A 24,438-nucleotide genomic window follows, 5' to 3' on the forward strand; every position below is an offset into this window, starting at 1 on the left:
CGCCGAGGTAATGGGTGCAAGGACCAGTCCTAAGGACAGGAACATGAGCAAGGCAGCCCTCTGCGTGGGGATCAACAAGTTCAAGTATTTACCCGAATCGAGCTGGCTTCACGGTTGCGTTAATGACGCTGAAGACCTGGCCGCCCTCCTTGAGGCGCAGTATGGATTCGCGTCCTCCAGCATCAAGGTCTTGAGGGATGCCAAGGCCAACAAAAAGTCCGTAATGGCCGAACTCAACAAGCTGGTCGATAGCGCGGTGGACGGAAAATCCAACCACATCGTCTTCACCTTCTCCAGCCATGGCACGCAGATACCCGATGTCAGCGGCGATGAAGCCGACCGGCTGGACGAGGCCTTCGCCTGCTATGACATCAACAACTCCGGCGACTCATGGGACCCGGACACAGTGATCACGGACGATGAGCTGGCGACGCTCTTCGCGCGGCTGCCGGACGGTGTCCTTATGGATGTGGTGCTGGACACCTGCCACAGCGGTACTGGACTGAAGTCCCTGGACCTGTTGCCAGGCCGGCGTCCCCGCTTCCTGCCCGCTCCGACGCCCCGGGCCGTGATCGCGAACGAGTTCAGCGACACACGTACCCTGCGCGACCTGGTGAAATCAGCAAAAGGGGCCAAGCCCGTGCTGATGGCAGCCTGCCGATCGGACCAGACGGCTGCGGACGCCCTCATTGACGGACGCTACAACGGCGCCTTCACCTATCACTTCGTGAAGTCCCTCCAGGGCAATGGCACTGTAGTCCGGGCGGAAGTCCTGAAACTGGTGAGCAAGGGTCTCAAAGGCGGCGGTTTTGATCAAATCGCCCAATTGGAAGGCACGACGGCGGCACGCAAGGCTGCGTGGGGCAGCTAACCCTTGGCTGGCGCCCAAGGAGGCATCAGCTATTCCCCCGTGCCGTGGAACTTGTTCCTGACCCCGGAAGATGCGGCTTCCTCGGCGTCGTGCTGTTGATCTGAACCAAACAGCATGCCCTGCCGCTCCCTGTCCATTACCGGTTTGAGGGCGGCGTATACCAGGCGGCCACCGGCGTCGAACCTGAGGACTCCTCCTCCACGGACATCTACGAAATCCCGCCGTGTCTTCAGGCCAAGGCGGACGTAGGCCTCCTTACGGCTCATCCGCACCGTTTGAATGAATGATGCCCCGATTTCGGAGATGATGAAGCCGTCCGGTGACACGCGTTCGGACGTACGCACTCGCGTGGAGCTCAGTGGTGTGCGCCGCTCGAGGCGGGCCGCGTCCAGGAGCCTCGGGTTTTCCCACACGAAGCGTTGCACTTCCTGGGGGTCTGACCCCAGGGCCGACAGCCGGATGGGATAGCGAAGACCCTGGTAGTTATCCACCCCGCTGATGTTGTTCAGCGACACCCGGCGGATCCCGATGGCCGAGAATTCCGCTTGGAGGGCATCCCGGTAGCCGTAGGTGTCTTCGGGGACCATGTCCAGGTCCGCGGCAATGATGCCACGTAGGAGGTCCCGCCAAGTGACGTCCACAGGTGGCATGTAGGAAAGGCCCCTGATCACCATTCGCAGAACCCTCATGGCCACGATGGAACCGGATTCGGCTTTCTGCTGCAGGCTTTGGTTGTCCCCAAAACGGGCATTTCTTTCCGACCACAAACGCTGGACGGCCCGGAGTACTGCCCCGACCACCACAGCCCCGCGGGCGTGCGGATCCAGCATGGTTTGCCACCCCTCAGGAACGGCGCCAACAAATGGTTCCCTCAGGGGACCACGGGCGAAAAGGTCCCTCGCAAAGTCAAAGAGGGACCTTATCAGGATCGCGTCGTCCACGACCTGGCCTGCTTCGAAGCCTTCCCCGGCAGCTTCAAGTTCCCGGAAGACCACCTCACGCGATGAAAACACCGACAGTATGGCCACCAGGTCTGCCAGTGCCTCATGCATGGCAAGTTGCTCCATGGTGGCCAGCTGGTCCGCCCATGCCGGCCGGAAGCCGTCAAGGATCGCATGGGTGACTTCGTGGGCAACGATGTCCCTGTAGAGGGCAGTGGGTACTTTGTAGCCCATGCGGTCCACCGAGCCGAAGCGGATGGTGTTGGTACCGCGCTCATAGCCGGTATCGACGGCTGTGACACGATCCCTTGCCTTCAGGACCACCCGCCCCTCCGGATTCCAGGGCATCCGCCGGCCGAGGGTGGATTCGAAGATATCCAGGGTGCTCATGGCCACGCCGTAGACGTGCTGGGCGAGAAAGCGGGTATCGTCCAGGAGTTCGCGAAGGTCCGTGGGTGGAGGTTCTGAAACCAGTTGCCAGGGGTCGCCTTGGCTGGTCAGGGTAACCGGCGACACATTGGTTCCGCGCCACTTGCGGATGTGGATCGCGTAGCGGTGTCCAGTGGGGCCACGCCGGAGCCGCTCGACGGGTATCCGCACTTGGGCTGTCAGCGGTGGCGCCCCGCCAAAACCTATCGGCCCCTCTGCAAGGACCGTTACGGAGACCATCTGCCCGGCTTTGATGTCTCCCGGGCTCTTCTTTGGAAATGCCACAGCCATCGCCATCTTCGAATGCGGACCCCAACACACCGCAGCGGTTGTGCTGCTTAGGCCAGTATGGGGGCCCTCAAACCCGGAGGCAATAATCCGGTAACGGCTAGAGCACTGCCCTCTGCAGGGAACGCGCGGCGTCGATGGTTGCCTGTCCCAGTACCCGGGTGCCCTGATAGAGGACAATGGTCTGGCCAGGCGCCACTCCCCGCAGCGGCTCGGTCAGGGTGACCACGAGTTCCGCCCGCTCGACACCCTCTTCATCGGCAACCGGCTCAACGTGTGCACGGGCCGGAACGGGGTCGCCATGCGCCCGCACCTGGGCGTGGCATTCGAATTCCGCACCGGTCTCAACCTCGGAGATGGGCAAACCGGCCCAGGACACCTTGATTCCGCGGATTTCATCGATGGCAAGGAGCGCTTCCGGCCCCACGACAACCTTGTTTTCCTTTGGCCGGATTTCCAGGACGAACCGGGGCTTGCCATCGGAGGCCGGCGTGCCCAGCTTCAGTCCCCGGCGCTGGCCGACGGTGAAGGCGTTGGCACCGGGGTGCTCCCCTACCTTCGTGCCGGTTTCGTCCACGATGTCGCCGGTTGTCATTTCGATTTTCTCGGCCAGCCAGCCACGCGTATCTCCATCGGAGATGAAGCAGATATCGTGGCTATCGGGCTTGTTTGCCACCGACAAACCCCGCCTTTCGGCCTCGGCCCTTACCTCGGCCTTGGAGGGAGTGTCCGCAAGCGGGAACATGGAGTGCTTAAGCTGCTCGTGCGTCAGGACGCCCAGGACATAGCTTTGGTCCTTGGCCCAGTCCGCCGCACGATGCAGTTCGCGGTTGCCGTCGGCGTCTTCGATTACTTTGGCGTAGTGCCCGGTGCACACAGCGTCAAAGCCCAGGGCAATGGCCTTTTCCAGCAAGGCAGCAAACTTGATGCGCTCGTTGCAACGCATGCACGGATTCGGGGTGCGTCCGGCAGCATATTCGTCGATGAAGTCCTGGACGACATCTTCCTTGAAGCGTTCGGAGAAGTCCCACACGTAGTAGGGAATCCCCAGGACGTCACAGGCGCGCCACGCATCGCGGGAGTCTTCAATAGTGCAGCATCCCCGGCTTCCGGTGCGAAGGGTGCCGGGCATGCGAGACAACGCAAGGTGGACTCCGACGACGTCGTGTCCGGCCTCGACGGCGCGGGCGGCGGCCACGGCGGAGTCGACTCCGCCGCTCATTGCTGCAAGTACTCGCATGCTGGCTTTCCGTGATTCAGGGGGTTTTGGATGGTGATTCCGGCTGAGGCGAGCCGGCACGCCCAACTATTCTAGCGCCCGCACCAATGTGCGCGCTAAATCCCTTGACTGGGCATAGTACGAAATCTAAAGTCAAAGTAAGTTGTTTTAGAAGAGCCAAGACAAAGGTGGGCTGAAATGACGCATGAACGAATGGTCATCGCCGGAGGCGGCCTGGCCGGTGCAACCGCAGCAAAAACCCTTCGCTCAGAAGGCTTTGCCGGACCAGTTACCCTCCTGGCATCCGAGGAGCGGATCCCTTACCTTCGGCCACCCCTTTCCAAGGAGTTCCTTCTGGGCAAGGACGACGAGGATAGCGTCCCGGTGGTGCCGGCTGGCTGGTACGAAGAAAACGACGTCGAACTGCTGTTGGGCAATCCCGCATCGGGCATCGACGCGGGAAGCCGCACCGTCACGCTAAAGGACGGCCGAAGCCTGGACTACGCCAAGTTGCTGATAGCCACCGGGGCGCAACCCCGGCAGATTCCGCTGCCCGGCACGGACCTGGAGGGAGTCATGACATTCAGGACGTTCGGGGACAGCCTGCGCCTGCAGTCCCTGCTCCGGGACGGCGGCAGGCGTGTGGTCATGGTCGGTTCCGGATGGATCGGCATGGAATTGGCCGCAGCTGCCCGCACTTACGGCAATGATGTGGTCTTGCTTGGCTTGGAGGAAATCCCCCTCAGTGCCGCCATCGGCCCCGAATTGGGCAACTACTTCCGGGCACTCCATGAACAGAACGGTGTCAGCTTCAGGCTGCCCGCCAGCGCTGCCGGCATCGAAGGGAAGGATGGCCGCGCAACCGCAGTGCGGACCGACACCGGCGAGGTCCTGCCCGCAGATATCGTCATCATTGCCGTGGGGGTTGTGCCCGACACATCGTTGGCGGAAACAGCGGGGCTGACCCTGGACAACGGAATCCTGGTGGATTCCGCGCTTCGCACCAGCGCCCCGGACATCCTGGCAGCAGGTGACGTTGCCAACGCCATGCATCCCTTCACCGGCGAACACCACCGCAGTGAGCATTGGGCGAACGCACTTAATGGCGGCAAAGTGGCTGCCAAGACGATGCTGGACCAAAATGCCGCCTTGGATGTTGTCCCGTATTTCTATACGGATCAGTTCACCCTCAGCATGGAGTACTCGGGTTTCCCCTCGCTGGCCACCGGCGTAGAGCCTGTGATTCGCGGCTCGCTCGATGACGGCAGTTTCATCGCGTTCTGGATGCGCGATGGCCGGAAGGAGCAGGGCGAAGTGGTGGCCGGCATGAACGTGAACATGCGGCGCGTACAGAAGCCGATCAAGGCACTGATTTCAGGCCGGGTGCAGGTGAACATTGCACATCTCACGAGTCCCGACGTTCCCCTTGAGGACCTTTTGCCCGGCGACTGACTTTCGCGACCCGGCTTTTGCCGGGGGCCTCATTGCCGGGCTAAGACGCGGGGGCTCCCCGCCGCGCTACCGTTGCCGCTGTCTGGATGTTTGATTCATGACCGGCCATGCCTGCTTGACGGGCCCGGGCGCAAGCCTCGGGAAGCGCCTTGAGCAGGGCATCGACGTCGGCGTCCGTAGAGCTGTGCCCCAGCGTAAAGCGCTGGGCGCCACGGGCAGTGTCTTCGTCCAGGCCCATGGCCAGGAGGACGTGCGAAGGGCGGGGCACCCCGGCGGTGCAGGCCGAACCGGTAGATGATTCAACGCCGGCGAGGTCCAGAAGGAACAGGAGCGAATCTCCCTCGCAACCGGGAAAAGTAAAGTGGGCATTGCCGGGCAGTCGGCCTTCCCCGGGCGCCCCACGGAGCACAGCGTCCGGAACGGCCTGCCGAACCCCGGCGATCAGACGGTCGCGCAGCTTGCTGATGCGCTCGCCCTCGGCGGCAAGGTTACCGGTGACGGCCTCCGCAGCCGCCGCGAAGGCAGCAATGGCGGGCGTGTCCAGAGTCCCCGAGCGCACATCGCGCTCCTGCCCACCTCCGTGTTGAACCGGAGTCAACTTGATGGACCGTCCGAGGAACAACGCGCCCACGCCAACGGGCCCGCCGAGCTTATGTCCCGAGACGGACATTGCAGCGAGCCCGGAAGCCCGGAAATCGACCGGAATGGAGCCGAAGGCCTGGACCGCATCCGAGTGCACCGGAATCCCGTATCGGTTGGCCAGCTCCACTATTTCTGCGACGGGCTGAATGGTGCCCACTTCGTTATTGGCCCACATCACCGTGACAAGCGCGACAGAATCGGGGTCGCGCTGGAGTTCACGCTGCACGGCATCAAGCTGCACTGCACCCTCTGCATCCACCGGCAACCACACGGCCTCGGCTCCCTCATGACGCTCAAGCCACTCCACAGTGTCCAAGACCGCATGATGTTCGACGGCGGAACACAGGATGCGGGTCCGGCGGGGGTTTTCGTCATGGCGGGCCCAGAAAAGGCCCTTGACTGCCAGGTTGTCAGCCTCAGTCCCACCCGACGTGAAAATTACCTCGGACGGGTGGGCTCCAGCGGCCGCCGCCAACATTTCGCGCGCATCTTCCACCGCGCGCCTTGCCCGCCGCCCGGCTCCATGGAGGGAGGACGGGTTGCCGGTTCGCGCCAGCTCGCGCGTCATAACGGCAAGGGCTTGGGCCGACATGGGAGTGGTGGCGGCGTGGTCGAGGTATACAGGCACGTTGCAATTCTACCGGCGGCGTCATTTCATAGACCGCGAAAGCGTCAGGTCCTGGGGTCAGGTTTGGGGGTCCGGTTCCAGGCTACCAATCCGCGCACAGCAATGACCAGGGCCGGAATCCGGAAGGACGCTCTCACCACTGAGGCCGGATGCGGTGGCGGCGCCCTTGAGGAACGCGCCATTCATGGCGCATACCACCTGCTCATGGTCCTGCGAAAGCCGATGGAACGGACAGTTAAGCAGTCGGTACCCTCCCGCTCCATCAGCCACTGGTTCGTAGCCGAGGTCCGCCAAAGCACCCAGGAAATCGCCGGGCCTGCCCGCCTCCTGGCCCTTGCGGTCCGCAACATCCATCAACGCTTCCCGCACGGGCAGGTCCCCTTTCAGGGAACGCGTGATAGCTGTGGCCATCAAATCCCCGGCGAGATCGTACTGGCGCTCAGGGACGGAGGCAACAACCTCATCCATGGCTGGGCGGTAGAGCTTGGCAGGCCGGCCGGAACCGGGTCCGGCTTTGTCAGAGGACTTCCTGAACTCCACTTGCAGGACTCCATCCTTCACCAATCGATCCAAATGGAAGGAGGCCGTGCTTCGGGGAATACCGAGAACACGGGCCGCTTCGTCCCGTCCAACGGCGTCTGCAGCCCCGCGCACGTAGGCGAACAACACCCGGCGGTTGTCGTCGTCCAAGGAGGCGATCGCCGAAATCCTTTGGAGCCAAGAGTGGCGTGCAGTGGTCATACAGCCAGAATATCTCTAAAAACAAGATTCGTTGCTTAATCTTGGGATGAGATCTAAAATCAAGATACCTATTTTTAGAAAGGAATGCGTCATGGAAGCCGCAACGACCCATATGAGCAGGAAGTCCAGCCACGGCGAGCTCAGGGACCCTTCCCGGCAGGCCTTTATCCTCCTGAGGACGGTCTTCACGATTGCCCCGATCATTTTCGGGCTCGATAAATTCAGCAACCTCTTGACGGACTGGACTGTCTACCTGGCGCCCGCAGCCACCGCCGTCGTACCTGTTTCAGCCCAGACCTTCATGTACGGCGTGGGAGTCATCGAAATTATCGCCGGCATCGTCGTCGCCCTGCGGCCGCGCTGGGGATCCCTCGTTGTCACCGCCTGGCTGCTCGGCATCATCGTCAACCTGCTGGTGCTTGGCTCGTTCTTCGACGTCGCGCTGAGGGACTTCGGCCTGCTGGTGGGAGCACTCGCGCTGAACCGCCTGGCCACCGCGCTCAAGAAATAACACTCAGGCTGGTGGGACCACGGCCAACCCGGACTGGACCTCAGCCCTGGCCTTGGCCAGGGTCCCGCTATCCGGACAAGCAATCGATATGTAGATAGAGGAAGCCGGGCTGCTGAAAAGCCTGGCGAGAACCAAAGCCGCGGTGCCACCGGAAGACGGAGCTGATTCCAAGGCCAAAAATTCCACTCTATGTTCCGGCTTGCCGGAATCCTGGCCCCACCGCAATGAGGCCGGCGTTAGCTTGTCCACATCGGCCCCGGGATCCAGGTAGCGGAACAGTTCCTTCGTGGACGCGGCGTCATCCCCGGGAACCACCAACGGTCCCTGGTTAACGCTGACCCTGACCACCACCACGCATCCATCAGTCTTCGCGAACCGGGTTTCACCTTGCAGGCCGGAGTGCACAACGGACCACCCCGGCGCTTCTTCCAGTTGGCTGGATACCAATACCGGATCTCCGGGCGCCAAGGTTTCTCCCGCGGCCAAGGGCAAGTCCTTCGCGGCGAGAGCCTCAGCATCGTGTCCGGGCGTAATGGTTGGAGTGGACAGCGTCGAGGCCGAAGGTGAAGGCTTTGGTGCTGCGGGATCAGGCACGTTCACACTGCATCCCGCAAGCAGCACAGCCGAAGCAGCCGCGGCACCCAAACCAGCCACGGCAGCAAACCCAGGCAGGGGGGCCACCATGCCCGGGACCTGCCGTCGTCCAACACCCCGTGCCATAGGCGGTCCTCTCTTTTGCCGACGAGCCACTTCTGCCGCCACCGAGTCTAACCTCCCGCCACAGCGGACCGTGGCCAGCGGACCAACGCGAAATGCCTCGCCCCTCCCAAAACCAAACTGCTCAAGCGACTAGGCAAGGACCCGCAGACCCCCGGGCACAACCTCGACCTCCACAGGCAATCTGCCCACGCGCTCGCCGTCGGCGTAGGCCACGACACCTTCTGCCTCCAGCCGCACTTTCCGAATCCGCCGGATCTCCACGGCCGGATGACCAAGGTGTTTGCCGGCGAACACCTTGGGAAACACCGCCAGGAAATTCAGCCGCGACAACGGCTTGACGATAAACAGATCCAGCCGCCCGTCGTCGGGCAACGCATTGGGCGTAATTCTCATGCCGCCGCCGATCGATTGGCCGTTCGCCACCGAAATCAGCAACGCCGGCTGCCGCCACTGCTCGCCGTCGGCCGTCACCGTGTATTCGATACGCCGGAAGGAACCGAGTTCCCGGAGCATCGCCAGGTTGTATCGGCTCTTTCCCTTGGGCCACCGCCACGAGTTCGCCCTCTCGTTAACGGCAGCGTCAAATCCGGCAGACAGGACCCCCGCAAAATAGCTGCTTCGCCCGGCGGCGGTGACGCGTCCGGCGTCGATCTTCCGCCCGCCCGATGCCATTGATGCCAGCAGGCGGTCGCACGCCGCCTTTGCGTCCCCGAGTGGCAAGCCCAGCAGCCTGGCAACATCGTTGCCAGTGCCGGCGGGAACAATTCCCAGCGGAAGATCCTTTCCGGCGAGCGCATTGACACCCAAATGGACCATGCCGTCCCCGCCCACCACAACCAGCGCACTGATGCCTGAAATTATGGCCTCATCAACCAGGGTCCGGAGGTCGTCGTAGCTTCCGGCTTCCAGTACGACGACGTCACAACCGGCGGCGCGAAGGCAGGCTGCGGCCTCGTCCCCGGCGAGGCCGTGGCGTCCGAACGATGCTGTTGGATTGATGGCAAGGGCGATCTTCTCCGGCGAGTGCTTGGGATTCTTGGGCGCCGGAGGATTCACCTGGTGAATTATGCCAGCCGGGAACCACCGCGCCCGCTGCCGACGTTCTCATAGTGGCTGGATAAACTGGCCGTACCGCCCCGACAGTGGAGCGGCCCACCATCCTAGAGAAGGGCCTGTGCTTGGCCGAGGGCAGCAGTTCCCACTATCAGGTTCTTCGTGTGTCCGTCACTGCGACGGACAAGGAGATCAAGGTGGCATACCGGAAGGCCGCCCGGAAGGCCCACCCCGATCACGGCGGCGAAGCCGAAATGTTCCGCCGTGTAACGCTCGCGTATGAAACCCTGATCGATCCGAAGCGTCGGGCCGAGTATGACCGGAGGTATGCCAGCGGCACCACCGGCCGCTCCCAGCCGCGTCCGGGCGACTACACAGGCGCGCCTGCGCCGGGTCCGGCGACCAGCACGGGAGTCAGGCGTCCGCAGGCCCCGCGCAACACGGCAGGCGATCCGCCCGTCTACGTTCCCGCCTTTGATGACCCTCTTGAAGTTCCCCTTATTTCGATGGCAGAAGCTGCCCAACAGGTCCACGGCTTGCCGCGAAAGCGCGGCATTTTTGGAGCCGAAGCCCGCATCCAACGCGAGATGCGGACGGTACAGCTCATCAGCAGGCAGGTCCTGCCTGCCATCCCCGCCGCAAGGCTCATCAACGGGCTCCGCTCCCCCTCTGACAACAACCACATCGACCACGCAGTGCTTTCCGGCTACCGGCTGGCACTGGTTGGTTCCATGCTGTTGCCCAAGGGCGCCTACGCGTGGGACGGCAATTCGTTGCGCCACGGCGGCCGGTCGGTGGCTCCGCCGCAGCTGGCCCACATCGTTCGCCATATGCAGGACATCTTCCCCGAGTTGAACGTCACCGGCTGGGTGGTCCTGCACAGTCCTGACGGCAACCTGCACGAACCAGTCATTGACCAGTACGGAAAAGGGCAAAGCCATAACGCGGTTGAGGTAGTCAACGGCGCAGGATTGGCCCGCGGCTTGAAGCAGTTCCTTGGTTCAGGACCAGCACCGAACACCGTGGTGGTTCCCGTTCTTGCCCGCTTGCTCCGCGGCATGCACTGACATCATGCTTTCGTGGACGCTGGCTGACTCATCATGAAGCCAGCTCGATGGAACCGGCTGGGGCGGGACTGGCTAGGATGGGACGGTGTTCCGCATCCTCTTCCACACTCCAGAAATCCCGGGCAATACGGGCAACGCCATTCGTTTGGCCGCCATCACCGGCGCCGAACTCCATCTGGTGGAGCCCCTGGGCTTTGACTTTTCCGATGCCAAGCTGCGACGGGCGGGCCTGGACTACCACGACCTCGCCGTCGTAACGGTCCATAAGGACATTAACGCAGCCTGGGCTGCCTTGCAGCCTGAGCGTGTGTTTGCTTTTACGTCCGACGGCGAAACGTCCTACACGGATATCAACTACCGCGAGGGCGACGTACTGATGTTCGGCCCTGAATCTGTCGGCCTCCCGGATTGGCTGAAGAAGGATCCGCACGTCACGGCCCGGGTGCGGCTCCCGATGCGGCCTTCCCTGCGTTCGTTGAACCTGGCAAACGCCGCGTCCATCGCCGTTTTCGAGGCGTGGCGGCAGAACGGATTTGCCGGCGCCAAGGTGTAGCCCATCCGCAGGGCCCGCAGCTGCGAATAACCTATGCAGGATCAATTCCTGCCTTGGACATTCGATGAGGGAGCCGATGTGAGCGCGCTGGAGGCCCTGGTGGTGGCAAACCGCTGCACGGCTGTGCGCACAACGACGCGCCCTCGTGCTGCGGGTTTCAAACCACACGACTTATGCTGGACAGTGATGGACATCCCCAACAATCCCGGTCCCCCGGTCGTCGAGACTTCGGGCACGGCGACAGACTTGAACTCGCAGCTCACGGGCCTGCTTGAATTGATTGCTGCAGGCGACCAGGTGGCCTTCGCCGAGTTTTACCGGCTGACCTCCAAACGGGTCTTTGGCATGGCCAGGCGCATCCTGATCGACTCCGAGCTGAGCGAAGACGCCACCCAGGAAGTCTTCATCCAGGTCTGGCAGGGCGCCGCCAGGTTCGATCGCGCGTCCGGCAGCCCCATGGCCTGGCTCATGACCATCGCTCATCGCCGTGCCATCGACCGCGTCCGTGCCGTGCAGGCAGCAACGGACCGCGAAGCCCGGTACGGCGCAGCGAGCCAGGACCTTGATCGCGACGTCGTATCCGAGGAAGCCGACACGAACTTTGAGGCCGAGGCCGTTAGCAGGTGCCTTGGCACATTGACGGATACCCAGCAGGAATCGGTCCGCCTCGCCTATTACGGTGGGCTCACTTACAGGGAGGTTGCGGAGCACCTTGGTGCCGCGGTCCCTACCATCAAGTCCCGCATCCGCGATGGACTCCTGCGCTTGAAGACCTGCTTGGGGGTGGGCTGAAATGAGCGAAAACAATGGTGGAGGATTTGTCCGCAGAATGTTCGCCAATGACATCGCAACCGACCTGGCCGAGGGCCGCGTCCTCGAACTCGCGGAAATCTATGCCTTGGATGCTGTCACCGAATCCGAACGGGCCCTGATTGACGATTACGTCAAGGACGCTCCGGAAGGCCCAGCGTTCCAGGAGCGGGTCCGGCAGGCCCGCGAGACCCTGGTGGCAGGTTTCGCTCCCGAGGAAGAGCCGCCCGCCGCCCTCTTCGGCAACATCATGGACCGGATCACGAAAGACGCTGCTGCACAGCCGGCTGCAGACGCGGCCCCTCCCGCGGCACCTGGGACCGTCGTCGATGAACTCGCCGCCGCCCGGACAAAGCGCGCAGAACGCCGAAGCTTCAGTGACGGACGCGCATGGCTGGTGGGTGCTGCGGCTGCTGCTGCCATAGCGTTGGGCGGCGTGGGTGTCGGTGCATACGTTGCCGCCCAGAACGACCCCGTGAACCAGGTCCTCCAGGCCCAGGATGTCCAGAAGAAAACTGCAGAGGTTCCTGGAGGGGGCACGGCAACGATTTCCGCTTCCTCCGCCAAGGACTCCTTTGTGGTGTTGATGGACGGCGTTGCCCCGGCCCCCGAGGGCAAGGTCTACCAGTTGTGGACATTGCCGAAGGATGGGTCAGCCCCCGTGCCGCAGGGCACTATGGACGCCCAGACATTGTCCAAGCCGGCAGTGGTGAAGGGGTTGTCTTCAGCTTCCTCAGTAGCTATTACGGTGGAGCCTGCTGGCGGGTCAAGCTCTCCCACGCAGCCACCTGTGTTGGTGGTTCCGCTGAGCGCCTGATCTCAGCCGGGAATGGCGTCAACCCTTAAGGCCCGACGGCGGCCGTCCCACCAAGGTGGGCCGGCCGCCGTCGTTCTTGCTTTCAGGTGAGTCGCAGCTACAAAACCAGCGACAAGAGCATCACGAACCCGAAGCCAACCACGGAGATCAGCGTCTCCATGACGGACCACGTCTTGAACGTCTGGCCCACCGTCAGCCCGAAGAGCTCCTTGACCAGCCAGAATCCCGCATCATTCACGTGCGAGAGGAACAATGAGCCTGCTCCGATTGCCAAGGCGAGCAGAGCCGCATGGGTGGGGGTCAAACTGCTGGCCAGCGGCGCGACGATGCCCGCAGCAGTCACGGTTGCAACGGTCGCCGAACCCGTGGCGAGGCGGAGCGCTACCGCCACGATGAAGCCCAGCACGAGGACAGACATGTTGGCGCCTTCTGCCCACTTCTTGACGGCGTCACCCACGCCGGCACCAATCAGCGTCTGCTTGAAGCCACCGCCAGCTCCGACGATCAAAAGGATTGCGGCGATGGGGCCCAGGCTGTCGCCCAGCTTGGCGGTGATCTTGCTGCCCGTGAATCCCACCGCGTATCCAAACGTCACAATGGCGGCCAGTACCGCCAACGTCATGGCGACCAGGGGCTGGCCCACGAAATCGAAGAAGATCCGGATCATCGGAGCGGTTGCTGCGTCCGGCCAGATGATGTCGCCCAATGCCTTGAGCAGCATGAGGACCACAGGGAAGATGATGGTCAGCAGCGTCACCAGGAACGAGGGCTGGCGCTTGACATCACTAAGGTCTGCGCGGTGCTTGGTGTCGATGCCACCCGCCACGGCGGGAGCCTCCACCGGAACCCAACGTGCGGCCAGCCGCGAGAAGAGCGGGCCACAAATAATGACCGTGGGAATGGCGACAAGGATACCCAGGCCCAGTGTTGTGCCCAATTCAGCCTTTACGGCGCTGATGGCGATCAGGGGTCCGGGGTGCGGGGGCACCAAGCCATGGAGAACGGAAAGCCCCGCCAAGGCCGGTATGGCTATCCGCATGAGCTTCATCCCGGATCTCTGCGTCACAAGGACAATCACCGGCAGCAGGAGCACCAGCCCGATTTCGAAGAACATCGGCAGCCCAATGATCACAGCCACAAGCGTGATCATCCAGACGATCTTGTTGCCGGTGGCCTTCGCCAACAAGGTGTCCACTACCCGGTTGGCCCCGCCCGAGTCGGCAAGCAATTTGCCAAGCATGGCGCCCAAGGCAATGAGGAGACCGACTTCCTTGAGGACTCCCCCAACCCCGTCTTCGAAGTTGGTAATGACTTTGCCCAGCTCCACACCCGAGGCAAGCCCAACAAACGCCGAGCCCAGCACCAGGGCCAGGAATGGGTGGAGTTTCAGCTTTGCGATCAGAACCACGATCAGCGCAATACCCAACGCTGCCACCACAAGAAGCTGGGTGTCGTGCCCGGACCATTCCTGCACCTGTGTGGCCGTTTCCAGCGCGATCATGAGGCTGCCGTTTCGGAACCGGCGCCCAGGGGACGCAAGCCGAGCCGTTCGATGACCTCGTCCGCCTCCTCAGCGGGCGAGGCCGAAACACACAGCGAGATGTAGTTCTCGTCTTCCGTGGGTTCCTCAAGTGCTTCGAACTGGGACTCCAGGAGCGAGGGCGGCATGAAGTGGCCGTGCCGCGACGCGAGCCGGTCCGAGATCCTGTCTTTGCTCCCTTGCAGGAAAACGAAGACAACCCCTTCGCCCCGGAGCACGTCGCGGTACTTCTTCTTCAATGCCGAGCACGTGATGATGGCCGGCGTACCGGCATCTGTGTGTTCCCGGATCCACTGGGCAATAATGCCAAGCCAAGGCCACCGGTCCTCATCGCTGAGGGCCTGGCCCGAGTGCATCTTGGCCACATTCGCTTCCGGATGGAGATCGTCGCCTTCGGCGAGATCCCATCCAAGCTTGCCGGCCAGTACGCCGGCTACAGTCGACTTGCCCGAACCGGAGACTCCCATAATCACCAGCACGGGTTGCTGTGCAGTCTTCGCCATCAAAGTCTGCCTTCCTCGAATAAATATGATTTAACCGAGGTCCAGCATATGACACGGGTTACATATCGGCAATGTCAAAAGCCGGCGATAGTACTGGATCCGTTGACGGACACTACGTGGAAACTCTCGGCGCTTGCCCCGGCAGGAAGCCCTGCACGGGCACCGTTGGCCATCAACATGCCACGGACCACGCGCTCCATCCCCTCGATGTCCGGGTGCTGGCTCGCGTGGATGCGGATCGCATCGAGCTTGGCATCAACATGCTTGGTGACGTCCACGAAATGGTTCTCACGGTCCTCTGGACTGGAGATAAACCAGAGCCAGGGAAGCTTGTAAGCCATAAGTCCGGCCTCAGCCAACTCAGGGTAGGCAAAGGGATTCTCCACGGCGGGATAAACCGCCCTGGTTACGGCCTCCCCGGCTGCGAGGTGATCGGGGTGACTCTTCTGAAGGCGGTCCCAGTTCCGTTCCGGGTGCATGGTCAACACGATGTCCGGGCGGATTTCCCGGATGAGCTTCACAACCTGCTTGATGACGTTGTGTGTCGGCTCAAGGTAGCCATCGTGTTCGTGCAGGTACCGGATGTCTTTGACTCCCACCAACTCTGCCGCCCGTTGCTGTTCCGTGGCACGGAGTTCGATAATGCGTTCCCGGTCAACGGGATCAAATCCGCCGGCGTCGCCATCAGTCATGATGCAGTAGGTGACCTGTACGCCGGCGGCAGTCCAGGCAGCTATGGTTCCTGCGGCTCCGAAGTCGATGTCGTCAGGATGGGCAGTAAAACAAAGCACCCGCTCAACACGCTCCGTGGAGGTGTTGAACGGGCTCTTTGCTGACGAAACGCCAGAAGTCAAAGGGATCAGCCTTTCCGCTTTTTGATCTCAGCTGTTGCCTGCGGCACAACTTTGAAAAGATCACCGATGATGCCGAAGTCCGCGATCTCAAAGACAGGAGACTCTGCATCCTTGTTGATCGCCACAATGACCTTGGACGTCTGCATTCCAGCCTTTTGCTGGATTGCTCCTGAGATGCCTGCCGAAATATACAGCTGCGGAGACACAGTCACACCGGTTTGGCCCACTTGGGCGTCGTGGCCAATCCACCCAGCATCGGTTGCTGCCCGCGAAGCGCCAACCGCAGCACCAAGGGCATCGGCGAGTTCTTCCAACGGGCCAAAGTCGCCATCGACCCCCCGCCCGCCGGCCACAACGATCCTGGCCTCGCTGAGGTCAGGCCGGCCACTGGCGGGCTTCACCGTGCGCGAGGAGATCCGGGCCGCATTCGCTGCAGCATCTGCAGGAACCTCAACCTTGGCTGTCGCGGGAGCTGCGGCTGCGCCTGCCGGCTCTGGTTCCACGATGTTCGCTTTTACGGAAAAGACCGACACCGGAGTAGTAGCCTTCGCCGTGGTGTTGTAGGAACCCGCGAGAACCGACTTGTGGGCGGTGCCATCCGCATCCACACCAACGACGTCGGTGATGACTCCGGCGTTCAGCTTAATGCCGAGTCGTCCCGCGATCTCTTTGCCCTCCGGCGAGTTTTCGACCAGGACAGCTGTTGCTCCTGAAGCCGCCACTGCCGCCGCGAGGTACCCGGCCTTAGCCGCAACCAGGTAGTCGTCCAGGTCATCCGCAGAGGGCTGGAAGATCGTCGCCACGCCATAGGCACCCAAGGTAGCTGCGACGTCGTCGGTTAATTCACCGTTGATCGCGACGGCGGTCTCCCCCAGCTTCCGCGCAAGGGTCAGGAGCTCCAAACTGCTCTTCTTGAGCGCAGCCCCGGGATTGTCAATGAAAACAAGTGCATTTGCCATGGTTGGAGTCCTTTAGAGCAGCTTCTGTGCGGCCAGGAAGTCGACGAGCTTGATGCCGGCGTCGCCCTCGTCGGTGATGATCGTACCTGCGGTCCTGGGCGGGCGGGCAGCTGCAGACTCCACAACCGTCCACGAGCCTGCCTGGCCTACCTCGGAAGGATCGACACCGATATCGGCAAGCGACAACGAGGCAATCTTCTTCTTCTTCGCTGCCAGGATTCCCTTGAAATTGGGGTATCTCGGTTCATTGATCTGATCTGTGACCGAGACCAGCGCCGGGAGCTGCGCTTCCACGGTTTCCGAGTGGGAGCCGGCATCCCGACGCGCCACCACGGTTCCGCCGTTAACCTCCAGGCTTGAGGCAAACGTAAGCTGCGGGAGCGACAACCGCTCGGCCAGCTGAGCCGGGATGAGAGAGGTCTCGCCGTCCGTGGAAGCCATGCCGGTCAGAACCAGGTCCACCGGGCGTCCATCTGCGGAGAGATGGCGGATGGTGGCTGCAAGCGCCAACGACGTGGCCGCGGCGTCCGAACCAGCCAGCGCGTCATCGCTGAGGTGGACCCCGGAATAGGCGCCAATCTGCAACGACTTCTTGACTGCGTTTACCGCACCGGAGGGCCCCATGCTGAGGGCAATGACCTCGTTGCCGGCTTTGGCCCCGCCACGCTCTTCAGCCAGCTGCAGTGCTGCCTCAAGTGCGTACTCGTCAAGTTCGGACAAGATGCTCTCATCACGGTCAGTTGTGTTGCCGGGTCCGGTGATGTGCCGGTCGAACTGCGCGTCCGGGACGTGCTTGACCAGAACGACAATCTTCAATGTCTCTTCCACTGTCTTCGAAGCAGCCTTCCATGCTTGTGGACGGCCAACCGCAGGAGCGTGGCCGTGAATTGCCCAGCGTGTGGGCTTCCCCTAGCTAAGCATATTGCCCGCAGAAACCCGCAGAAAAACGATTGTGCGTTAACGCCTGTTTCATCCGCTACGGCAACTGCGGGCACAGACCGACGGCGGGCCACACCGCTGAGGTGCCGCCCGCCGTCGTCTCCTTTGTGCAGGTTACTGCCGTTGGGTCGTTACTGCTGTGCAGCGTCCAAAGTGACTTCCACTTCCTGGGACTGGCCGTTGCGCTGGATAGTTACCTTGACCTTGGCGCCAGCGGGCTGTTCGCGGACCGCCGCGGTCAACTGGTTGGGGTCAGTCACCTGGTAGTCACCGAACTTGGTGACGACGTCGCCAACCTTGATGCCTGCCTTCGCCGCGGCCGAACCCGAGGTCACTGAAGCCACCTCCGCGCCAACCGAGAACCCTGAATCGCTGCCCGTGGACGACTTCGACCGCACAGAGACACCAAACTGGCCGTGGCTCGCCTTGCCGGTATCGATGATTTCCTGTGCAACGCGCTTGGCATGGTTGATCGGGATGCTGAAGCCCACACCGATGTTGCCGGTTGAGGAATCCGATGTGCCACTGCCCGCAGACGCGATGGCGACATTGACGCCGATGATCTCGCCCTTGCTGTTCACCAGCGCACCACCGGAGTTGCCCGGGTTGATCGCGGCGTCAGTCTGGATCACGTTGATCGAGATCGAGCCCTCATTCGCAGTCGGCTGGCCCTGGCCACCGCCCGGAGGGGCGAACTGGAAGCCCTGGTCGCCGCCCTGCGAATCGTCAGTGCCTTCCTTCGGCGCAGCAGAGGAGGCGACGCTGATAGTGCGGTTGAGCGTCGAGACAATACCGTCCGTCACCGTGCCAGTCAGGCCAAGCGGCGAACCGATCGCGACGGCGGTGTCCCCCACATTGATCTTCGAAGAGTCACCGAGCGTGGCAGGTACCAAGCCGGACGTGTCGTCGACTTTGATGACCGCAAGGTCCGATAGCGGATCGGTTCCAACGACCTTGGCTTTCAGGACTTTCCCATCACTGGTGCGGACCTCGATGGCGGCATTGGACGTTGCACCATCCAGGGTCACCACGTGCGTATTGGTCAGGATGTGGCCCTGGTCATCGATAATGATGCCGGAGCCCGTTCCGCCTTCGTTACCGGCCGTCGCTTTGATGGTGACGACGCTCGGCGACGCCTTGGCTGCCGCTGCTGTGATGACGTTAACGTCATCCTTGTTGTTGACGATCACCGTGCTCGACTGCCCGCCAGTTGAAGCCGCCGGTGCCGGGTTGTCCAAAAGCATGTTGCTGCCCGCCACCACGCCGCCACCTACCAGGCCGGCGGCGAGGATGCTGGCAAGCAGCGTCCCAATACCGAACGCCGGCTTGCGCTTGGTGCCTACCGGGGACTGCTGGCCAGGTGCGCTGTGGAAGCCCTGCCCGGGAGCGGGGTTTCCGGGCGCGTGGTTTCCGGGGTTGGTCCCCCCGCCGTAAAACGGCTGGTGCTGCGGGTAGTTGGGGCGGTGCCCGGATTCGTGGGGCTGAGGGCCGCCGTAGTACTGTGGCTGGCCTGTGTGTGGCTGGCCTGCGTTGGTCTGTGCCCCTGTGTTTGGCTGGCCTGTGTTGGCGTGTGCCCCTGTGTTGGCATTGCCTGGACTGCCATTGGTGTGAGGCGCCGATTGGGCAGGAGGCTGGAAGGCCGGCAGCGGAGTTGTTGCATGCGTACCGGTTTCCTGCCCGGAATTCCAGGCAGAGTGCTGGGTTGGCTGCTGATGGGTTGGCTGCTGCCGGGTTGGGGCGGCGTCAGAGCTTTCAGCGGGATCCCGGGGCTCGGACGGATCACGGTTCTCTGGTGCGGTGCCCTGCGCTGGGTTCTCCGTCATGGGACTTCCTTTCATCCTTGTCTCCCATAACTATGGCCCTTATTACTGGAACAAAATCGGACGTTCGCTGGGAGCTTCCTGAAAGCCCGTTTCAGTGCGGCACAGGACCCCGGGTAAAGGACAGCGAGGGCTGATACACAGAGCCTCAACGCGCGGGCATTGCGGGTTTCTCCTATGTTTCGCTGGTGGCATATTCAACGCTGTGGACGGGGTATGGGGTGCACCATAGAATCAAGTGGAATTGCCACAGCGACCTGCGGCTTTACAAACCATGCGTGGGGGCGCTGAGCATTCTGTGACGATTGGTTCGCCTTGTTCCAGTCGCAGACGTGCTGAAGGGTTGCACATGCGGTCAATAGTGAAACGTGTACTCGCCGTGATTGGCGTGGCTGGAATGTTGGCCCTCCCGGCCGGCGCCGCCTGGGCAGCAGATCCGGTGACCATACCGTCCGGCCAAAACATCGTGGATGATGCCAATGTCCTGGGCAGCCGCAAGGGCGAAGTTCAGGAAGCCATCCAGAAAACACTCAAGGACCACAAATACAACCTGTACGTGGTTACGGTGAACTCCTTCGAGAATCCGTCAGATCCCAAGGCGTGGACCGCAGCGGTAGCCAAAGCCAAGGGCATGGGCAAGCCTGATGCGATCCTTGCGATTTCCACGGCTGGCCAGTACAACTTCGCGCTCAACTCAGGTAGCCCCATCTACTCGAAGCAGGGCGCTATAGCCCAAAACGCCGTGGCTGCCAACCTGGGCGGCGGCAAGAAGGACTACGCCCAGGCAGCAATTGACACAGCCGCAGCAATTGGGGACGCCGCCGGTGGCGGCAGCGGTACCGTGCCGAGCGGTAATGGCAGTGTCGGAGTCCTCGTCGGTGTGGGCGTAGTGGCAGCAGGCGGCGCAGCCACCTACCTCTACCTGCGAAATCGCCGCAAGAAGACCGGCCAGGCATCCAGCGCCAGCTACGGCCCCCAAGGAGAAGAGCTTGACCCACTGGCAGGGCTGAGCATTCCGGAGCTGCGCCAGAAGAGCGGCTCGTTGCTTATCGAGGCCGATGACGCCATTAAATCCAGCGAACAGGAACTCGGATTCGCCCAGGCCCAGTACGGTGATTCGGCGATCGGCAACTTCACCAAGGCTCTTCAGGAAGCCAAGGCCCACATGACCGAATCGTTCAAGCTGCAACAGCAACTGGACGACCATATTCCGGACACCGAGGAACAACAGCGGACGTGGCTCGGAGAGATTATTCGCCGTTCCGAGGCGGCCCTAGCATCACTGCGTGACCAGAAGGCAGACTTCGACTCCCTTCGCGAGCTCGAGAAGAAGGCCCCGCAGGCCCTGGCCACCGTCACGGCAGGTGCCCGGGAGGCCGACTCCAGGATCGCCACTGCAGAGCAATCCCTTGAAAGCCTTCGCAGCAAGTACGCCGAGTCTGCGTTGACGCAGGTCTCCGACAACATCCTGCAGGCGAAGGAACGCCTGGCGTTCGTTCAGAATGCAGCCACTACCGCCCAGGAAAAACTGGCTGCGGGAGAAAACAGCCTGGCCGCCGTAGCGGTTCGCGCTGCCGAAGAGAGCCTGCACCAGACGAACGTCCTTATCGACGCGATCTCCAAGACGGCGGGCAGCCTTGACGAGGCCCGTGCCTCCTTGGAAAGCGCGGTCGCCGAAACCAGCCAGGACCTCGCGCAGGCCAGGGCCATGATCCAGTCAGGTGAACATCCTGAACTAGCAGGGCCCGTAGCTGGCGTGGAAGCGGCGCTGGCCCAAGTCAAGACGGAGATCCAAGGTGGAAAGATCGACCCCATTGCCACCCTGACGCGCGTAGAAACAGCGCACCAAGCGCTGGATCAGTCCCTGTCCGGCATCCGGGACCAGCAGGAACAGGCCCGCCGCGCGCAAGCGTCCTTGCAGCAGACCATCATGGCGGCGCAGGCCCAGATCAGCGCGACCTCGGACTACATCACGGCACGTCGTGGCGGCGTTGGGACTGAGGCCCGCACCAGGCTCGCAGAAGCCCAGCGCAATCTCGACTACGCTTTGTCGATCTCGCGCAATGACCCTGTAACGGCGTTGACCTACGCCCAGCAGGCCCACTCACTCGCTGCACAGGCAGCCCAGCTGGCGCAGGCCGACGTCGACCACTTCGGTTATGCCGATCAAGGCTACGGCCGCGGTGGAATGTTCGGAGGCGGCGGCGGAGGTGGCGGCCTTGGAGGCGCAATCCTCGGCGGTATCCTGATCAACTCCATCTTCAACAGCGGAGGCGGCGGTTGGGGCGGCGGCCACAGCGACGGCGGTGGCGGCGGATTCTTCGGTGGCGACTCCGGCGGCGGCGACTGGGGTGGCGGCGGAGGTGATTTCGGCGGCGGCGACTCCGGCAGTTTCTAGCCCCACACCTTAGCTGGGGTCCATGCCCCATCTAGGAGCGGTACAACAACTGATCACTGATTTCAGTGGGTTCCACTGAGCAGGACGAAAGGCAACACCATGGTTAAGCAGTCCATTTTCGGCCGGATCTCGCAGCTCGCCAAAGCAAATATCAACGCTTTGCTGGACCAGGCTGAAGACCCGCAGAAGATGCTGGACCAGATGGTCCGCGACTACACGAACAACATCGCTGAGGCCGAGTCGGCAGTGGCTCAGACCATCGGAAACCTCCGCATGCTGCAGGCCGACTACAACGAAGACGTCAAGAACGCCCAGGACTGGGGCAACAAAGCCCTTGCCGCGTCGCGCAAGGCCGACGAGTACCGGGCTGCCGGTGATACCGAGGATGCCACGAAGTTCGACAACCTGGCCAAGGTTGCCATCCAGCGCCAGATGACGGCAGAGTCGGAAGCCAGGGCCGCGGAGCCCAGCATTGCGTCCCAGACCGAGGTTGTGGACAAGCTCAAGAGTGGGCTTGACCAGATGAAGAACAAGCTCAACCAGCTCACGGCGAAGCGCAACGAACTCGTAGCCCGCTCCAAGACCGCAGCTGCGCAGTCGCAGGTACACGATGCTTTGAAGAGCATTGACATCATGGACCCAACCAGTGAAGTTGGCCGTTTCGAAGAGAAGATTCGCCGGGAGGAAGCCAAGGTCCTGGGCCAACAGGAACTTGCCGCATCCAGCTTGGATGCCCAGTTCAATCAGCTGGAAGACCTCGGAGAGCAGACCGAAATTGAGGCCCGCCTGGCGGCCTTGAAGTCCGGAGGCAGCAAGCCTGCCATCGGGGCCGGGGCCCCGGCCTCCAGCGGTGCAACGATCGACGAAACCGACTTCGACAAGCTCTAGCTATGTAGGGCCTTACGGCTCTCTGATGTGCACCTGAACCATGCAAATGGCCGGATCCCTCTTCCAGGGTCCGGCCATTCTGCTTCTGTCGCCAACCATGCCTAGAGCAGGGAAGACTCCAAAGGGTCCTGGCCAGGACCAACGTCCGTGGCCACTTCAGCACGGATTTCGAAACCCTTGGGGTGGAAATAAGTCACCGTGCATTCAAGGACTTCACCGTGCGGCCCCAAAGTGGTCCGCTCCAAGCGCGGGACCATGGGAAATTCACGGACATTCAAGGCATCGGCAAGGTGCTCCGGTGGGGCGTGCATCGTGACCGTGATTTCGGCCCGCTGGAGAGGCTTGGACGTCCTGTCCTGGATCACCTGGTAAATGGAATTGCGCTCAGCATCCGCGAGGCTGATGTGACGGCCGATGTGGGAAGGGATAAAGATTTCCGCAATGGCATAGGGCCATCCGCCGCTTGAATAGGAGCGACGGATCACCAGGACGAGATTGTCATCGGACACCAGCTTGGCTGGCACGGACCTGTCCTTCTCCATCCATTTGTATTCAATCAGGCCTTTGACAGTCTTCATTCCTGCTGCTGTGAACGTCTCCATGAAGGGCGCCAAGCGGTTCAGCATCCGGACCGGACGCTGCGCCATGACGAAAGTACCCTTGCCCTGCCGGCGAACAAGCAACCCCTTCACAACAAGGGTTTCTATTGCTTTGCGGACCGTAGTACGACTGATCCCGTACTCATCCATCAACGATTCCTCGGTCGGGATCCGTGCGCCCGGTTCCAACCGGCTGACTTGATCAGTCAGGACGTCTGCAACCTGCTGGTACACCGCTACGGGGCTGTTCCTTTGCAGGGCCTGTCGATCCAGGTCCTGGCTGAAGTCTTCCTTGACCATCCGGCCTTTCCATTCATTCCCCGCACGCAGCCATTCCGGATTTGATGCTAGCACCGGCGCTGGACGCCAGCACCGGCACCGCGGGCGCCTGGCGCAGCATGAAAACAAAAAGGTCCGGATCAGTGAAAACTGATCCGGACCTTTCTCCAGTTGCGGGGACAGGATTTGAACCTGTGACCTCTGGGTTATGAGCCCAGCGAGCTACCGAACTGCTCCACCCCGCGTCGCAAGAACAACTCTACCGCACCAGGCAGGGTGCTTATGACCATCACGTGGTGAAGGTGGTGCAGATCACGGGCTGGAGGGTTGGCCACCTAAGATCCGGGGTCATAGGACAAACGTGTGTATGGGGGACACTGTTCAGCTACCTGGGCGCCGAGTTCGCCGGCCTTCAGATCGCCTCGACCACCAAGCGCATGGAAGGCGGCACCGACGCCCAACTTCGGTTACTGCTGCGGGCCCACCGGGGCATGAGCGAAGAGCACCGCAAAGGCTGGGCCGGACGCACATGACACACCCGGGATTTACACACGTTTTGTCCTATAACCCCACGTTTTGTCCCATAACCCTAAGACCCGGGAAAACAAAAGATCCGGACCAGTGAATACTGATCCGGATCTTTTCTCCAGTTGCGGGGACAGGATTTGAACCTGTGACCTCTGGGTTATGAGCCCAGCGAGCTACCGAACTGCTCCACCCCGCGTCGCAAGAACAACATTACCGTCCGGTGAATGGCAGACCAAATCCTGACGACGTGATGTGCATCTCCCCCGGTCAATATCGCTCAATCGAATTTCCGGAAGAGCGCTTCCCCAACCATTTTGTAAACCAAAAGGGCCGTTGCCCGCTCCAGGAGGAGAGGACAACGGCCCTTCTAGTCACGCGGCGTCAACCTT

23 protein-coding genes and 2 tRNA genes are annotated in these 24,438 nt (G+C 62.1%); 10 read left to right on the top strand and 15 right to left on the bottom strand.

Going from position 1 to position 24,438, the window contains the following annotated elements:
* Window positions 1-43 precede the first annotated feature (43 nt).
* Window positions 44-871, top strand: a complete 828-nt coding sequence (locus AC6I99_RS14740) for a caspase family protein (RefSeq protein WP_309928791.1) — start codon at window positions 44-46, stop codon at window positions 869-871.
* Window positions 872-900: 29 nt separating this feature from the next.
* Here AC6I99_RS14740 and AC6I99_RS14745 read toward each other — a convergent pair whose 3' ends face one another.
* Entirely contained in the window at window positions 901-2,526 is a 1,626-nt protein-coding gene (locus tag AC6I99_RS14745; protein WP_497944786.1) for a gluzincin family metallopeptidase, read from the bottom strand.
* A gap of 103 nt (window positions 2,527-2,629) precedes the next feature.
* Complete coding sequence (gene mnmA, locus AC6I99_RS14750) at window positions 2,630-3,751, bottom strand: tRNA 2-thiouridine(34) synthase MnmA (protein WP_263422309.1); 1,122 nt, start codon at window positions 3,749-3,751, stop codon at window positions 2,630-2,632.
* 195 nt (window positions 3,752-3,946) lie between these two features.
* Here mnmA and AC6I99_RS14755 point away from each other — a divergent pair, with 195 nt between their 5' ends.
* Window positions 3,947-5,200: an NAD(P)/FAD-dependent oxidoreductase gene (locus AC6I99_RS14755; protein ID WP_497944785.1), complete on the top strand. Its 1,254-nt coding sequence runs from the start codon at window positions 3,947-3,949 to the stop codon at window positions 5,198-5,200.
* A 40-nt stretch (window positions 5,201-5,240) separates the two neighbouring features.
* Here AC6I99_RS14755 and AC6I99_RS14760 read toward each other — a convergent pair whose 3' ends face one another.
* Both AC6I99_RS14760 and AC6I99_RS14765 read right to left on the bottom strand, forming a co-directional pair.
* Window positions 5,241-6,470 (bottom strand): cysteine desulfurase family protein, encoded by a 1,230-nt coding sequence (locus AC6I99_RS14760; protein WP_497944784.1) that lies wholly within the window; start codon window positions 6,468-6,470, stop codon window positions 5,241-5,243.
* A 57-nt stretch (window positions 6,471-6,527) separates the two neighbouring features.
* Window positions 6,528-7,211: a helix-turn-helix transcriptional regulator gene (locus tag AC6I99_RS14765; protein ID WP_497944783.1), complete on the bottom strand. Its 684-nt coding sequence runs from the start codon at window positions 7,209-7,211 to the stop codon at window positions 6,528-6,530.
* A gap of 91 nt (window positions 7,212-7,302) precedes the next feature.
* On the opposite strand from AC6I99_RS14765, the gene AC6I99_RS14770 reads away from it, so the two are divergent.
* Window positions 7,303-7,722, top strand: a complete 420-nt coding sequence (locus AC6I99_RS14770; protein ID WP_497944782.1) for a hypothetical protein — start codon at window positions 7,303-7,305, stop codon at window positions 7,720-7,722.
* A 3-nt stretch (window positions 7,723-7,725) separates the two neighbouring features.
* On the opposite strand, the gene AC6I99_RS14775 is transcribed toward AC6I99_RS14770, so the two are convergent.
* Together AC6I99_RS14775 and AC6I99_RS14780 are read right to left on the bottom strand one after the other, a co-directional pair.
* A complete protein-coding gene (locus AC6I99_RS14775; RefSeq protein WP_497961189.1) occupies window positions 7,726-8,442 on the bottom strand; it encodes a hypothetical protein in 717 nt (238 codons plus the stop codon).
* A gap of 129 nt (window positions 8,443-8,571) precedes the next feature.
* Window positions 8,572-9,498: a diacylglycerol/lipid kinase family protein gene (locus AC6I99_RS14780; protein WP_224088119.1), complete on the bottom strand. Its 927-nt coding sequence runs from the start codon at window positions 9,496-9,498 to the stop codon at window positions 8,572-8,574.
* A 122-nt stretch (window positions 9,499-9,620) separates the two neighbouring features.
* Between AC6I99_RS14780 and AC6I99_RS14785 the strand changes: the two genes are divergently transcribed.
* The 4 genes from AC6I99_RS14785 (at window position 9,621) to AC6I99_RS14800 (ending at window position 12,742) form a co-directional block, all read left to right on the top strand.
* A complete protein-coding gene (locus AC6I99_RS14785) occupies window positions 9,621-10,562 on the top strand; it encodes a J domain-containing protein (protein WP_224088120.1) in 942 nt (313 codons plus the stop codon).
* An 85-nt stretch (window positions 10,563-10,647) separates the two neighbouring features.
* The gene (locus AC6I99_RS14790; RefSeq protein WP_224088121.1) at window positions 10,648-11,115 is read left to right on the top strand and encodes a tRNA (cytidine(34)-2'-O)-methyltransferase; all 468 of its coding nucleotides are present in this window, start codon (window positions 10,648-10,650) and stop codon (window positions 11,113-11,115) included.
* Between the two features lie 186 nt (window positions 11,116-11,301).
* Window positions 11,302-11,907 (top strand): ECF RNA polymerase sigma factor SigK, encoded by a 606-nt coding sequence (sigK, locus tag AC6I99_RS14795; RefSeq protein ID WP_497947011.1) that lies wholly within the window; start codon window positions 11,302-11,304, stop codon window positions 11,905-11,907.
* Window position 11,908: 1 nt separating this feature from the next.
* A complete protein-coding gene (locus tag AC6I99_RS14800; RefSeq protein WP_497944779.1) occupies window positions 11,909-12,742 on the top strand; it encodes an anti-sigma factor in 834 nt (277 codons plus the stop codon).
* Window positions 12,743-12,839: 97 nt separating this feature from the next.
* Here the strand turns inward: AC6I99_RS14800 and AC6I99_RS14805 are convergent, their stop codons facing one another.
* The 6 genes from AC6I99_RS14805 to AC6I99_RS14830 form a co-directional block, all read right to left on the bottom strand.
* Window positions 12,840-14,243: a GntT/GntP/DsdX family permease gene (locus AC6I99_RS14805; RefSeq protein ID WP_497944778.1), complete on the bottom strand. Its 1,404-nt coding sequence runs from the start codon at window positions 14,241-14,243 to the stop codon at window positions 12,840-12,842.
* Window positions 14,240-14,785: a gluconokinase gene (locus tag AC6I99_RS14810; protein ID WP_497961190.1), complete on the bottom strand. Its 546-nt coding sequence runs from the start codon at window positions 14,783-14,785 to the stop codon at window positions 14,240-14,242. The genes AC6I99_RS14805 and AC6I99_RS14810 overlap by 4 nt, the downstream gene beginning before the upstream one ends.
* A 74-nt stretch (window positions 14,786-14,859) precedes the next feature.
* Window positions 14,860-15,639 (bottom strand): PIG-L deacetylase family protein, encoded by a 780-nt coding sequence (locus tag AC6I99_RS14815; protein WP_224164788.1) that lies wholly within the window; start codon window positions 15,637-15,639, stop codon window positions 14,860-14,862.
* Window positions 15,640-15,644: 5 nt separating this feature from the next.
* The gene (locus AC6I99_RS14820) at window positions 15,645-16,598 is read right to left on the bottom strand and encodes an electron transfer flavoprotein subunit alpha/FixB family protein (RefSeq protein WP_224088130.1); all 954 of its coding nucleotides are present in this window, start codon (window positions 16,596-16,598) and stop codon (window positions 15,645-15,647) included.
* 12 nt (window positions 16,599-16,610) lie between these two features.
* The gene (locus AC6I99_RS14825; protein WP_216924063.1) at window positions 16,611-17,414 is read right to left on the bottom strand and encodes an electron transfer flavoprotein subunit beta/FixA family protein; all 804 of its coding nucleotides are present in this window, start codon (window positions 17,412-17,414) and stop codon (window positions 16,611-16,613) included.
* A 254-nt stretch (window positions 17,415-17,668) separates the two neighbouring features.
* The gene (locus AC6I99_RS14830; protein ID WP_497944776.1) at window positions 17,669-19,360 is read right to left on the bottom strand and encodes a S1C family serine protease; all 1,692 of its coding nucleotides are present in this window, start codon (window positions 19,358-19,360) and stop codon (window positions 17,669-17,671) included.
* Window positions 19,361-19,706: 346 nt separating this feature from the next.
* Here AC6I99_RS14830 and AC6I99_RS14835 point away from each other — a divergent pair, with 346 nt between their 5' ends.
* Together AC6I99_RS14835 and AC6I99_RS14840 are read left to right on the top strand one after the other, a co-directional pair.
* Window positions 19,707-21,755 carry a TPM domain-containing protein gene (locus AC6I99_RS14835; protein ID WP_497961191.1) on the top strand — a complete coding sequence of 683 codons (2,049 nt, stop codon included), beginning with the start codon at window positions 19,707-19,709 and terminating at the stop codon, window positions 21,753-21,755.
* Between the two features lie 99 nt (window positions 21,756-21,854).
* Window positions 21,855-22,643 carry a PspA/IM30 family protein gene (locus AC6I99_RS14840; RefSeq protein ID WP_216924066.1) on the top strand — a complete coding sequence of 263 codons (789 nt, stop codon included), beginning with the start codon at window positions 21,855-21,857 and terminating at the stop codon, window positions 22,641-22,643.
* A gap of 101 nt (window positions 22,644-22,744) precedes the next feature.
* Here the strand turns inward: AC6I99_RS14840 and AC6I99_RS14845 are convergent, their stop codons facing one another.
* On the bottom strand, window positions 22,745-23,542 hold the full coding sequence (locus AC6I99_RS14845; protein ID WP_224164796.1) for a GntR family transcriptional regulator: 798 nt from the start codon (window positions 23,540-23,542) through the stop codon (window positions 22,745-22,747).
* Between the two features lie 150 nt (window positions 23,543-23,692).
* A tRNA-Met gene (locus tag AC6I99_RS14850) sits at window positions 23,693-23,766 on the bottom strand.
* Window positions 23,767-23,814: 48 nt separating this feature from the next.
* On the opposite strand from AC6I99_RS14850, the gene AC6I99_RS14855 reads away from it, so the two are divergent.
* Complete coding sequence (locus tag AC6I99_RS14855) at window positions 23,815-24,054, top strand: hypothetical protein (RefSeq protein WP_497961192.1); 240 nt, start codon at window positions 23,815-23,817, stop codon at window positions 24,052-24,054.
* A 117-nt stretch (window positions 24,055-24,171) separates the two neighbouring features.
* Here the strand turns inward: AC6I99_RS14855 and AC6I99_RS14860 are convergent.
* Window positions 24,172-24,245: transfer RNA gene (locus AC6I99_RS14860), tRNA-Met, on the bottom strand.
* Window positions 24,246-24,438 lie beyond the last annotated feature (193 nt).

This window comes from Arthrobacter sp. TmtSoilC77 (genome assembly GCF_059739415.1).

Bases quoted from the DNA above. Each gene is read 5' to 3' on its own strand.
- AC6I99_RS14755 (WP_497944785.1), top strand. From the start codon at position 3,947: ATGACGCATGAACGAATGGTCATCGCCGGAGGCGGCCTGGCCGGTGCA.
- AC6I99_RS14820 (WP_224088130.1), bottom strand. From the start codon at position 16,598: ATGGCAAATGCACTTGTTTTCATTGACAATCCCGGGGCTGCGCTCAAG.
- mnmA (WP_263422309.1), bottom strand. From the start codon at position 3,751: ATGAGCGGCGGAGTCGACTCCGCCGTGGCCGCCGCCCGCGCCGTCGAG.
- AC6I99_RS14775 (WP_497961189.1), bottom strand. From the start codon at position 8,442: ATGGCACGGGGTGTTGGACGACGGCAGGTCCCGGGCATGGTGGCCCCC.
- AC6I99_RS14800 (WP_497944779.1), top strand. From the start codon at position 11,909: ATGAGCGAAAACAATGGTGGAGGATTTGTCCGCAGAATGTTCGCCAAT.
- AC6I99_RS14740 (WP_309928791.1), top strand. From the start codon at position 44: ATGAGCAAGGCAGCCCTCTGCGTGGGGATCAACAAGTTCAAGTATTTA.
- AC6I99_RS14765 (WP_497944783.1), bottom strand. From the start codon at position 7,211: ATGACCACTGCACGCCACTCTTGGCTCCAAAGGATTTCGGCGATCGCC.
- AC6I99_RS14810 (WP_497961190.1), bottom strand. From the start codon at position 14,785: ATGGCGAAGACTGCACAGCAACCCGTGCTGGTGATTATGGGAGTCTCC.
- AC6I99_RS14835 (WP_497961191.1), top strand. From the start codon at position 19,707: ATGCGGTCAATAGTGAAACGTGTACTCGCCGTGATTGGCGTGGCTGGA.
- AC6I99_RS14770 (WP_497944782.1), top strand. From the start codon at position 7,303: ATGGAAGCCGCAACGACCCATATGAGCAGGAAGTCCAGCCACGGCGAG.
- AC6I99_RS14845 (WP_224164796.1), bottom strand. From the start codon at position 23,542: ATGGTCAAGGAAGACTTCAGCCAGGACCTGGATCGACAGGCCCTGCAA.
- AC6I99_RS14840 (WP_216924066.1), top strand. From the start codon at position 21,855: ATGGTTAAGCAGTCCATTTTCGGCCGGATCTCGCAGCTCGCCAAAGCA.
- sigK (WP_497947011.1), top strand. From the start codon at position 11,302: ATGGACATCCCCAACAATCCCGGTCCCCCGGTCGTCGAGACTTCGGGC.
- AC6I99_RS14805 (WP_497944778.1), bottom strand. From the start codon at position 14,243: ATGATCGCGCTGGAAACGGCCACACAGGTGCAGGAATGGTCCGGGCAC.
- AC6I99_RS14830 (WP_497944776.1), bottom strand. From the start codon at position 19,360: ATGACGGAGAACCCAGCGCAGGGCACCGCACCAGAGAACCGTGATCCG.